At 36.0% G+C, this 12,391-nt stretch carries 7 protein-coding genes; all 7 read right to left on the reverse strand.

Annotation, left to right across the window (positions count from 1 at the left end):
* Positions 1–45: 45 nt before the first annotated feature.
* On the reverse strand, positions 46–1,686 hold the full coding sequence (locus tag ACKI5B_RS05705; RefSeq protein WP_407426701.1) for a hypothetical protein: 1,641 nt from the start codon (positions 1,684–1,686) through the stop codon (positions 46–48).
* A 34-nt stretch (positions 1,687–1,720) separates the two neighbouring features.
* Entirely contained in the window at positions 1,721–6,148 is a 4,428-nt protein-coding gene (locus ACKI5B_RS05710; protein ID WP_407426703.1) for a PLAT/LH2 domain-containing protein, read from the reverse strand.
* Between the two features lie 25 nt (positions 6,149–6,173).
* Positions 6,174–7,256: an InlB B-repeat-containing protein gene (locus ACKI5B_RS05715; RefSeq protein WP_407426705.1), complete on the reverse strand. Its 1,083-nt coding sequence runs from the start codon at positions 7,254–7,256 to the stop codon at positions 6,174–6,176.
* 11 nt (positions 7,257–7,267) lie between these two features.
* Positions 7,268–9,589, reverse strand: a complete 2,322-nt coding sequence (locus tag ACKI5B_RS05720; RefSeq protein ID WP_407426707.1) for a hemoblobin-interacting domain-containing protein — start codon at positions 9,587–9,589, stop codon at positions 7,268–7,270.
* A gap of 12 nt (positions 9,590–9,601) precedes the next feature.
* Positions 9,602–10,636 (reverse strand): OmpA family protein, encoded by a 1,035-nt coding sequence (locus ACKI5B_RS05725; RefSeq protein WP_407426709.1) that lies wholly within the window; start codon positions 10,634–10,636, stop codon positions 9,602–9,604.
* 164 nt (positions 10,637–10,800) lie between these two features.
* Positions 10,801–11,688, reverse strand: a complete 888-nt coding sequence (locus tag ACKI5B_RS05730; RefSeq protein ID WP_407426711.1) for an IS3 family transposase — start codon at positions 11,686–11,688, stop codon at positions 10,801–10,803.
* Between the two features lie 11 nt (positions 11,689–11,699).
* Positions 11,700–11,969, reverse strand: coding sequence for a transposase (locus tag ACKI5B_RS05735; RefSeq protein WP_407426713.1), 270 nt, complete (start codon positions 11,967–11,969; stop codon positions 11,700–11,702).
* Positions 11,970–12,391: the final 422 nt, after the last annotated feature.

Genomic DNA, 12,391 nt, shown 5'->3' on the forward strand with positions numbered 1-12,391 from the left:
AACAGCAAAAGCATGGCTTTGCAAGGTTGCAAACTAGCGGTAAAACTACTCCCGCTCAAACCAGGCTCTGAAGCCTTTTAGTTTTGTGTCGTCGGCAGTTTTTGGATAAGTAAAGCCGTTGCCACCATCTTTTATGAACAGTTGTTTCTTATTGCCTGGTGTAAGTTTATTACTATCAGAAAGTACACTGTAGGTTGTTTTTACCGTTGTATTTGTGCCAGTCAAAGTTACCGGAGTAACGCTTGCAGTAATTACTTTATTTTCAAACAAGGTGTTTGCAATAGCCCAATTTGCTGGTGTACTTGCAAAGTGAACAATATAAACCCCGCCAGAAGAAATTGCTGTTGCAACTTCTGTAGTCATCTTGGTAATGTTTCCGGCTTTTCTGCCACTAGACGCACTTGGTTTTGAAATAGTTGCTCCACTTAACGCAGATGATATCTCACTTTCAGTAAGAGCAAACGGTAGGCACAGAGTATTATAGCCTGCTTTGAATGTACGTAAAATTCGCACATCGACAGAAGTCGCGCCTGCTGCAACTGTAAGTGCAGTGCTATTATCTGCATCTTCACTCAATACAAGAAGTTTTCTAGGGAATGTAAGAGTATAATTTTTTCCTTCTTCTGCTGTAATTTCTACAGTCTGTGTGTAAAGTCCAGGAGTTGTTGGAATAGTATTGTTACCATTATAAAGTACGTCTCCAGCTGTAGCAGAAAGACCTGTTGCAGTATTAAAGGCAGCAAGTGCTGTACTAACAGTTTGTGTACTTGTTACTGTAAGTATTGCAGGAGTTGAATGAAAGTCGCAATCTTCATCGCTGCAAGTTGCGGTAAGAGTTGCACCAGAAACACTATATGAAAAACTATGTGTATGTGCAGGTATGGAATTAAGGGAAATTGTTACTTGATCTGAATCTTCAGATGCTTTTTTGAAAGTAAAAATATCTTTACCATCTTTTCGTGTAGGTCCGGATATTTTTTCAATTTTTGACCAATGTAGCAGCGTATTATAATCTAAGTTTTGTCCATTAGGATTAATAGTTAAATAAATTGTAGCATTAGCAGGAATGTTAGTTTCTTGATTTAATGACACCGTAACATTTTCCAGATTTGTTGATGCAGTCGCATCGTAGAGAACATTACTTGGTCTTTCTTTGGGATATATTTCCAGTTCCCCATTCTCTAAATTGGCTGTGGCTATCCAAGAACCTACAGTTCTGATTATTCCAGTGTAGTCATCAATTGTATTTGCATCATGAGAAGGTTGACGTTTATTTGAATTATAAGAAGCCTCAAGCGTAATAATACAACCTTGAAATAAATCAGAGCCCTCAGGATCATCTTGGAAAGAATAGTAATATGCAATATTATAATCTACAGTTTCATCATCATCCTGAACATAGTCATAGTCTAATGCATAGTCATAAGAATCAACAAAAAAAGATACGTAATCATCATATGATGCAACAACAATTCTTGTACCCACAGGCAACTCCATAGGATTATTATCAAGTTCCTCTAGTGATATATCATAATCATCACCCAGATGGAGAGTTATAGGTTCACCATAATCATCCTCGGTCTCCACACTTTCCGGCGTTTCAGCTAATACAGAAAATAAGAAAACAAAAGATATTAAAATTCCAATTACAAATCGTTTCATTTTGTTGTCAAATATTATCATCATTGAATCTCCTCTTATACCTTGTATAATATTATTTCTATTCCTGCACTAATCTATTTTGCAATTCAGAAATCTCTTTTTTTACTTGCTCCATTTCTTCACGTAATTCATCAAGTTCTTTTTGTTCTTTTTTCGTTAATTTTTTTTCATTTTTAATTTTTTGTAACTTTCCTATTTGAATTTCAAGTTTATACTTATAACGTTCAAGTTGAGTGCATTTCTCTTCATAATCTTTAGTTACTGTTTCTTCTGAAACTTGCCGTAGAGAAGATGCGACAACGACGTCATTATTATAAGCTCTTAATTCGTACCCATAAAAATATTGCGTATGAAATACAATACCATTACTTATGACATATACATGCCTAAATAATTTAAAAAGCTTTAATGTATAGGTCATAGTATTAGAATTTTTAGGAAATGATATTTTTAAAACTATAGACTCTTTGTTTTGTTCTGATAGAAGTGTATTAAAATCCTTTCCATCAACTTCTTGAGAAAGCATAAGTTCTACATTGTTTTGATTTAAATTATTTGGATTTTCCAAATCCGAATAATTTGACAGAATTTGATTAGCCGTTTCATCGGACAGCAGGTTATTTAGAAAACTGTTAGTACAAACCTTCGCATCCGACATGAAATCTTCAGTTGTTCCATAACTTGCAATTACTGGTACTGGTATAGTATATTCCTCTGTTGGTGTTGTATTCCTGGTAATGCGAATTTGATTAGGGATATTAAACGAAGTAGTCTCAACATCATTTTCATCAACCTCATCTTTATTTACTACAACTCTCTGTGACCAAGCTTTTCTTTCCATGTCAATTATTTTTTGCTGTGCCACCGCTAAGTCTGCGCTACAGTTTGCATCTGTACCATTCATTAAGGTAACTTTTTCAATGTCTGTACCCCAGTTCTGTACAAAATGCATTGCAAGGCTGTTGCATACAATGAAAATATGAAGTCTATTATTTACATAAGAAACTTTATATTCACGCATGTTACCAGCCGTAGAATCTTTTCCTGGTAGATTATTAACATCTGCATAATCATAATTCAGATAATCAGTTGTATTTTTGGGCATTTTGTCATAATAATATGCGCAATTTCTTACAGCCATGTTTATTTCGTCAAAATTCATTGTATAAACGTAATCAATATAGTCTTTATTAACCCATTCGGCTTTTACCAGATTAGAGAAGGCGTGTAGCTTACGGTAATAGTTTGAGCTTTCAAACAGTTCACCTATAAAATCTTCTGTGCTATAACGGCATTCTTTTATAAACTCATCGCTAGACCAGCCAGGAACACGTCTGTTTCTTCTAGTATTTTTAGAAGATTCTCCATCATTAAGGTACACAGTCCAATCTAATGTTGGATCTGGAATCTGTTCTATAGAGCAGCATATATAACATTTAGCCCAATCTTCTTTTCTTGCCACAATAGTAAGATTCTTTTTATTTTTTATTTTTTGATCAACAAAAAACAGTGTTCCGATATCTTCTGTTTTTATAGGGTTAGACATAACCTCACAGGAGCCTATTTTTGCTTCACGGAATGTATCACCGGTTGGGTACATAAATAATTGGTGTGAAATTGTAATATAGTCTACATCCCACGAATCAGGAAGGACATGTTTTTCATTTTCAAGAGTAATGCGGAAAATGCGTCCTAAAGCATCCATCTTACGTGCATTACCAATTACAGCAAGGTCATAATCTCCGGAATTGATATAACCATCCATTTCCTTACTGCCATTAAGCCGCATCTTTTCAGATTTTCCATATTCTCCTTCCATAGTAATGAATAAGTTAGCAACCGATCCTGCCTTAATGTTATTTTTTGTTTTCATTCGTACAAAGTAAGCAGAGCGTATATCTTCTGGCATTGAAAATGATAATTTAAAATCATTGATGTTTGAATAAGACTTAACTGGATATACTGCTCTAATAAATGTATTAGGCTCATAATTATTTGTAATACGGACATTTACTTTCCGTTTGTAATCATGAGTTACAAAATCCATATAGGTAATATTTGGAGAATCATAATCCTCTTTCGTATAATGTAGTGTAACTTTCGAAATTTCTGAACTTCTTGCATTTGATAATATCCATGCATTACGATAATTATTTCTTGCCTGAGCTATAAGAACATCATTAACATGGAATTTACAAACATCATTTTTAAAGAATCTTCCTCCAGTAAGGTTAATAAATAAACTGCCTTTTAATGCAAAATTGTATTCATCGTGCGCCTTTACCCAGCTTCTGGTTTCTGCATAGCCCTGTCTGAATTGTTCTTTAAACCATTCTTTTACTTCTGTTGAACTTTTTCGGCCGCATTCTATTATCATGTTGCCGTCTTTATCGATAGGAATCTTTAGGCCCTTGTAGATTCTCCCTTCGGGATCCTGACCTTTTGTGATACAGAAATCTTTTACATAGAAATAACCGAAATATTTATCTTCATCTATTGCAAGACTGACACCATCTTTTAAAACAAAACGGCATTTGTTATCTCTGTATTCAAACCCCTTAGGAGGTTGTTGGGGTTGCCCGATTACTTGAATCCCTGCATTATCCAAAGTTTCTACAAGTTCAAAGCCCGCAAATTCTGCTTTTATAAATGCTTTGTCAATTTTCAATACAACATCGTTACATATAATATAAGCAGATACAAATGTCTGTTTATAAATTGCTTCGTATTCATATATTTTGCTGTCATCTTCTGGAACTTCTACTGAAGTTTTACCGCTCAGATTGACTTCTTTCATAAAAGAACAGTTATAAGTAATAGGTTCTGTATTGAGTTTACGAATATAATCTCGTGTAGCTAAACTTAATGACACAGGAGTCGCAGAACTAAACAGGGTGTCAAAGTCCGAAAGTTTTTTATCTTTGCGGACGTACTTTTCAAAATCTTCATTCAATTTTGCTACTTTGTAAATTGTGTCCGCACTTTGAGAGAAAGTCATGCGGTCTTCATATGAAAGTAATCCGCTATCTGTGGCTTTTACAGATTCTTTTACACCAGAACGAACATATGTTTCTGTTATTTCATGGCAGCAATAATAATTGCTGATATCTTTTATATAAAGTGAAAGATAAGCGTCTTGATAAGAGCCGTTTGAAAAAATACTTGGTTCTGACGCATATTTATAAGGATCCTGAGTATTACCATTATAAGTTCTGACAACTTGTATTTCATCAAGTAATAAATTATGTTTCTTATTATCTGATTCACGTATATAGATTCTTAAAATGCGTCCATAATCATAGTTACTATTTATTGTATATACAGATTTTTTAAAGTTTCCTATAACATTATCTTCTAAAAGGTCTATTGTGTAATTTTCAAGACTGCCAAATTCTCCTTCCAAATTAATCTTATAATAAAGATTAGTTATATCAACTCCACTTGGAACAACTACAGCCGCATCAATTGTAATTGTATATGTTACAATTGATGTTGCATCCGTATTACGTTTTTCTTTATTCTGCTGCATAATAAAGTTGCCGGATTCAACTTTATAAATAAGATCCTGCAGCTTGAAAACATATTCACCAAATATAACGTATGCAGTTACAGTCTTGCATTTACATGCAGGTTGATAATAATATTCAAGACCTTCTTCTTCCGGTTTTTTAACAGTTCCTATACATGCTATTGGAACAGGAAGGTAACTTGATGGTGCTGTTTTAAAAACTTTCTTTACGGCAGAATCTTCCATTTTCTCTGAAACAAACAAGAGAAAATCTTCTGTAAATTCTGCTTTTATAAATTTATTTGAAGTGTCGTTTGTTTCAAGGGTTATAAAATCATCTATACTGCCTCTATTATTTGCTAATTCTTTATATTTAAATCCAAAAGATGCGGTAAGAATATCATTTTGTGTTGAACGCGGACAGTTTGCAGTATAATCGAGATTTTCATTACTATCTTTTGTGACTTTTATAAGGTCATTTGCATAAACATATTTTTCACCATATTTATATACTGAATAGATATTAAGTGAAGATATATCAACATATCCTTCATAGGGATTATTTTTTGTAATTTCTCGGTTTATGTTGAAAACACAAGTAGAGCCAACCGGACGTTTACCACCATCATCACTTCGGGCTTCAGTAATAGTAATAGATTCTACATCCCAGTCAGAATTAATTGCATTACCTTCATTAGTAACTCTAATCTTATAAACATCGCCAATATCCTGAAAATACGAGCCACTAACTACAATACTTGATTTTTCCGCAATAATAAAGCGTTCTTTTTTACCTCTATGGAAAGGACTAGGATCAAGATTTTCTTCAAAGGGATTTAGAAAAATATTTTCCATTACACCTTTTGCGCCATAAAGAGTTATATAAATATTTGAATCTGTACCTGCAGTAAGTCCATCTTTTGTTTTTGTTTCTATTAAATAATATAAATCTTCATATTCTAATTTACTTCTTCCCATAGGCGTCCTCCGATTTTCTGATTACTTATTGGCCATTAACCTGGTTTTCACCATCATCACCAAGAGCAAAATCCAAATAGAATACTGGGGCAGAAGATTCGCCTCTAATTGCATCGGTTACCGAATACTGCGCATAAAGATTTACATCTCCACCTGCAAGATTTTCTGTAGTTGTGTTTACACTTCCAGACCAGTTACTTTGTGTGTTCCAGCCTGCAAATGTTATATTAGAATCTACGGTTGCTGTTGGAGTTGGAAGATTTTGAACGTTACCACTTCCTATTTCGAAACGTGAATAAGTTCCTTTTCCAGTTACTTGTGTGTCATAAGTAATTGTATAAAGATTTGCGGTACTTGAAATATTTACCTCTGATGTACTCTGGAGACCTTTTGCAATACCAAGATATTCACGGTAGGAACCAAGATATGTACCATCACTTGAATACATATCGAATAATGCTACGTATGAGCCGGCATTTGTAACACTGCCTGTATAAGAGGATGAATTGTTACTTAAGGCTAGTGTACTTTGTGCTACAACTGGAGATCCGGTTTCTTTTCCGTCGGCTCCTACTGCATAGACTGTAGCGTTTACAGTTGCTACATTTCCATTAGAAGGAAGTGTTAAATCTATTTTGAACGTACCTGCTTCTGAGCTTCCATCTCCACCTGTAAGAGAAGAAAGACGTAAATCAAAACTTACTACATTTCCACTTGCCCCGATAGTTATTTGTTTTGTACCAGTATAAAGTGCACTACCTGCTGTTGCAGTAAGTGTAAAGTTATATGTTGTCCCCTGAGATACTGCAATTTCTGCTGCTGCCATTTTTGCATAAGCAGAAGAAGTACCATCTGTCTGCCAGATAATTGTAGTAAAAGAATTATCTCCTTCAAGAACAAACTTTGTAAAGCTTTCATAAGTTGTTGTGTTCACAACAGGAAGTGCTGTTCGCACAACAGTTTCTTCTCCCAATGAAAGTTTCATTATTATAATATCATCAATTACATCATCCTTATGAACGTCAGAAATCAGATTGCTGCACGCAACCAGAGCTAAAAGTGTAATACCAGTAAATAAAAGCGAGAGTTTTTTTATTTTAATGTTCATAGTTTTCCTCCTTAGTTAGATACTGTAAGCTGTGCTCCAGCCGAATAATAGATACCGTTTACACTTGCAGAAACTGTAATCTGATATGTGTCATTTGGCCATGTACTTGTATTAAGGTTCAGCGTTGCACCTGTTTCACTCTGTTTTACGCCATCAATAAACCAGTTGAAGCTTGTTGCACCTGTATTTGTTGTTACAGTGAATGTTGTGTCAATATTTGTTAGATTGAAATTATCGCTTGTTATTGTAATTACTACAGAAGCTGCAATCTTAGTTCCAATATTATTTGCTGCGACTGTAATTTCTACTGTATCACTTGGAGCAATATAGCCTGCCTGACCTTCAGTTCCAGTTGCCTTTGTTCTTACAAGAACTTTATTTCCTGAACTTGAAGCAAATGCAGTTGTAGTGACTGGCTGCCAATGTGCACCACCATCTGTTGAATATTCAAGTTCATTGTTTGCATTTGCAAACTTAATAAATCCACTTGGAATATTGGCTGCATCTGTACTAAGGCTTGGAGTTGTAGGAGTTGGAGCCTTAACTGTAACAAACACAGTAGTTTCATAATCTTCATAACCGTCGGCTTTTATAACTACAGTTTTATTTCCAGAAGCATTAAGAACACTATCATCTTTGAAGGTTACGCTGCTTACTGTTACTGTATTATTGTCAGAATCCTTTACAGTTGTTCCTTCTTTTATTGATAGTGAACCTGCTAATTCTGTTCCTTTAACATCATATCCAGAAGCCGGAGGAGTATAGGTCACCTCTGCAGTTGAAATTGTTCCTTTAGAAATTTCAGATGGAACAGACTGTTTTGTTGTATTTGTTGAAGACTGAACGGCCTTTACATAGATATATTTTCCTGCGGTCGGAGTTGATTCATTTACTTTTGCTGGAACTTTGAAGGTTGAATCAGCTGCTCCAGAAATCGCAACTTCATTTGTTCCATTGTTATCATCTGCAATATACCACTGATAAGTTACGTCTGAGCCTGTATACTCTGTCTTTGCATTTCCATTATCTTCATCAAGGAAATATGGAGTTGCTGAAAGTGTTTTTCCTGTTTTTGCTTCACCGGTAACTTCTACAGTATTAACTGTAACATCGGCTTTTACAGTATAAGTCATTGTTGTGGTTGCAGTTTTTGACGGATCCTTAGTTGATGTTGCAGTAAAGGTTGCAGTTACTGTTTTTCCTTTATTTGCTACATCAGCCATAAACTCTTTTACAGTTTCCCATGAGTTAAACGTTGTTCCATCACTTGCAGTATATGTTTTTGTTACATTTATTGAATCGTGATAATTTGTTGTTACAGTAGGTTCTGCTACGGAATCAGCTTCACTGTTGTAGACATTTCTATTGACAGGAACAGGAGTTGTAATTATTACATCTGGTGTGTAATCTGCTTTGAAAGTAGTGTCTTCAAATCCTTCCGCACTGAGAGTGACAGAAACTGTTCCTCCAGGAGTATTAGAATCAAGATAATCTGAGACATCAAATGCAAGAGTTTTTGTATCGTCTCCATTGTCAGTAACGACTCCCACAGCGTTTGCTGTGTTATTATCAATATTTATTGCAGAGACACTTTCAACATCATCAGGTGTTATTACAGTAAGAGTATAAGCATCTCCTTCTTTTGAAATTATGGCACTTGAAACCTCTAAATCATCTGCTACAGATGTTTTAATTGTGTATGTTATTGAAGAAGTTGCTGTTTTTGACGGATCCTTGGTTGCTGTTGCAGTAAAGGTTGCTGTTACAGTTTTTCCTTTATTTGCTGCATCAGCCATGAACTCTTTTACAGCTTCCCAAGAGGTAAATGTAGTTCCATCACTTGCAGTATATGTTTTTGTTACATTTATTGAGTCGTGATAGTTTGTTGTAGCAGCAGGTTCTGGTTCTGAAGCTGCTGCATTATTCAAAATGATTTTATCATTTGGTAAAGTAATAACTACATCTGGTGTATAATCTGCTGTGAAAGTAGTATCTTCAAATCCTTCCGCACTGATTTTTACTGGAACAGTTCCTCCAGGAGTGGTTGAATCAATATAATCTGAAACGTCAACTAAAACTGTATAAGTTCCATCTCCATTATCTGTAATTGTTCCTTCTTCATTAGTGTCTGTACCATTTATGTTTACGACGGTTACAGTTTCTATCTCATCTGGTGTAACTACAGTAAGAGTGTATTCTCCGCTTTCTTCAGTAATTTCAGCACTTGTTACTGAAACAGCTGATTTTTTTACAAGCAATTCTTCATACAAACTGGAGCATGAGGCAAGTAAACTTATGCCTGTAAGAATAAAAAGTATCTTTCTAAGTTTCATATCTCAGCCCCCTTATTTTACAATTCTGAATTCAACACGGCGGTTCTTCCACCAGTTGTCACGGTCGCGTCTTGTAGCAAGTGGATTTGCTCCACCCATACCTTTAGCTGTAAGAATCTCACGATCGATACCACGTTTTACAAGTTCATCTACAATTGCTTCTGCTCGTTTCTGACTCAGAGGAATAAGTTCTTCTTTCTCTTCTTTTTCAGTACCAGAAACATTGTTTGCATATCCTTCTACAATTACATTTGAACCTGGGTGATCCTTAATTTGCTGTGCAACTTCATCAAGAGTTTCATGGTTAGACTTTACCTGATCTTCAGAAAGTTTGTTGAATGATGCTGCATCTGGATCGAAGGCAATAGACTGAACTTCAATCTTCCATTCGTGTTCTGGAACAATTACATCGAGAATAAGACCTGTATTTACAGTAATCTTTGTTTCTGCGGTAAGTTCTTTTGTACGTAAGCGGTCTGTTTTACTTGGAGTAACAGTAAGAAGAACAGTATAAGTATTTTTAGAAACGACGTTTTCGCCTTTGTCGCTCTTTCCATCCCAGACAACAGATGCCGGTGGAAGTCCATTACCCTTAAAGGTCTTAAAGTCATGACCTTGAGGGTCCTTAATAGAAATAACCCAGCTATCAGGAGTTTCTTCAACATATTCAATGCCTGTAACAAAAGTAACAGTATCATTAAGACCATCTCCATCTGGAGTAAAGTTTTTGGCTCCTTCTGCTTTAAGTACAGCTGTCGGATTTGGCCATGATGCAATTTCTGCACGACGAGCCTCTTCAGCCTCTCTCTTAAGGCGTTCTGCCTCTTCTCGGGCCTTCTGCTCTTCTTCTGCCTTACGAAGTTCTGCTTCAATTCTTGCTTTTTCAGCTTCATCTGCAGCTTCGGCTTCCAGTCTGAGACGCTCAAGTTCAGCCTGACGCTTTGCTTCTTCTGCAGCCTTGATTTTGTCCTCGCGTTCTTTCTGTTTATTTTGAATAAAGCTTTCGATATGCCAGATCAAACCAAAACGTAAACCAAGCTGATTCAAGGAATGATTAAATTTTTCAGGAGCGAATGTATAATATGGAGCAAGTTCAACTTCCAGAGTATCAAGTTTTGGAGGAATCCATCTTACAGACGGAGCAAGATAAGTTACCTGGTCCAGAGTGGAATAGTCAATATTAGTTCAGTGCCTAAATACCCCAAATTTATTTAAGCAGCATTCTTTACAGAAGCTGTTCTTTCCCTGTATACAGCAGGAGGAAGACCTCCCGGATTTACTGTTGTTACGCGTTTTGTGTTGTAATATGCAAACGTGTATCTCCAGACAATAGTCTTGACTTCCTCGACACTCAGCTTTGTTGTATCAATCTGATAGATTTTTTCCTTTTTCAAAGTGGCGAACCAGCTTTCCATTCTGGAGTTGTCCCAGCATTTTCCGACTCCGCTCATGCTCTGAACTGCATGTAGTTTTCCGAGCAACTTTTTATATTTTCCACTCGTGTACTGACTTCCAGAGTCGCTGTGAATTATCACGCCGCTTTTTATGTCGAACTTCTTGTAAGCCTCCGTTATTGTTTTCATGCAAAGCTCTTTCTTCATGTTTGTGTCCATAACCAGAGAAATGACTTCCCCGTTGTAGCAGTCCAGAAGAGGAGAAACATAAAGCTTAGCATTCTTGCAAGGTATCTGTGTTATATCCGTCAGCAGTTTTCTGAGCGGAGCTTCCGCTGTAAAATCCTGCTTGATTATGTTTTCAGGCTTCATGGCGTCTCTGTCGGCTTTTGTAAGGCCATCAGGGCTTCTATTTGATTCATGAAGCAGATTTCCACGTGCCATAGCACGCTTTACAGTTGAATATGAACGCTTGATTCCGCGCTGTTCCAGTGCAAGCCGCATGCGTTCAACGCCATAATTTGTATTTTCTTCATCCTCATCAAGAATTTTATGAATCTCGGCAAGGAGTTTCTGCCAGGCTTTTGGGTTGTCTTTATTTCGTTTCCACTTATAAAAACCACTTTCACTGACCGGAAGGGCTGCACACATTCTTCGTATCGAAAATGTCTTTTCGCTGGCACGAAGCTGTATGTAAATGAACATAGAATCTTTTTCTACTTCTTCCGGTCTACTGCGAAAAAACCGAGTGCATCCTTCAGAATTTCATTTGCGCTTTTCAGTTCTTCAAGTTCCTTCTTGAGCCTTGCGTTTTCTTTCTGTAAATCCGCATCCGTTTTTCCGGTTTTACTTTTCTTAACCCGCAGCTTCCGCCAGCCTGCAAGTGTTCCGTAATTCAAGTTAAGCTGTTCGCAAGCCTTCTTGATTCCAATGTCGTCCGAGAGCTTTAATGCCTCGTTCTTGAAATTTTGATCGTACCTTTTCATTGCCATACTCCTTAGTTTTTCGGCAATTTAGGCACTGCACTTTTATTGTATCACTCCAGAGCCTCATTGTTCAAGATACACTCAAAACATTTTCACTTATGTATTTTGTAATTGTGGATTTTTAATAATATAAGATTTTAAAATAACGATTAGATAAATTGTAAGTATTTTATAACTGATTAAAATGATAACATGGTATTATGTAGAATTCAAACAAAAAAAACTTTTCTAGCAAACAGTGGAGATTTGAATATATTAATATAGAAGGAAATACACGTACCACTGCCGTATTTACAATCAAGTACCTGAAATCAGAAGGTTTAATTGTAGGTGCTGGCGAGAGCAAGAACAGAACTTATTCACTAAAGTAAAAAAATATTACCTGCGGTTATCTCGATAAAAAAGTGAGATAACCGCAGGTA

Origin of the sequence: Treponema sp. (assembly GCF_045657965.1) — a bacterium.
GTDB lineage: Bacteria > Spirochaetota > Spirochaetia > Treponematales > Treponemataceae > Treponema_D.

Bases quoted from the DNA above. Each gene is read 5' to 3' on its own strand.
- ACKI5B_RS05705 (WP_407426701.1), bottom strand. From the start codon at position 1,686: ATGATGATAATATTTGACAACAAAATGAAACGATTTGTAATTGGAATT.
- ACKI5B_RS05710 (WP_407426703.1), bottom strand. From the start codon at position 6,148: ATGGGAAGAAGTAAATTAGAATATGAAGATTTATATTATTTAATAGAA.
- ACKI5B_RS05715 (WP_407426705.1), bottom strand. From the start codon at position 7,256: ATGAACATTAAAATAAAAAAACTCTCGCTTTTATTTACTGGTATTACA.
- ACKI5B_RS05720 (WP_407426707.1), bottom strand. From the start codon at position 9,589: ATGAAACTTAGAAAGATACTTTTTATTCTTACAGGCATAAGTTTACTT.
- ACKI5B_RS05730 (WP_407426711.1), bottom strand. From the start codon at position 11,688: ATGTTCATTTACATACAGCTTCGTGCCAGCGAAAAGACATTTTCGATA.
- ACKI5B_RS05735 (WP_407426713.1), bottom strand. From the start codon at position 11,969: ATGAAAAGGTACGATCAAAATTTCAAGAACGAGGCATTAAAGCTCTCG.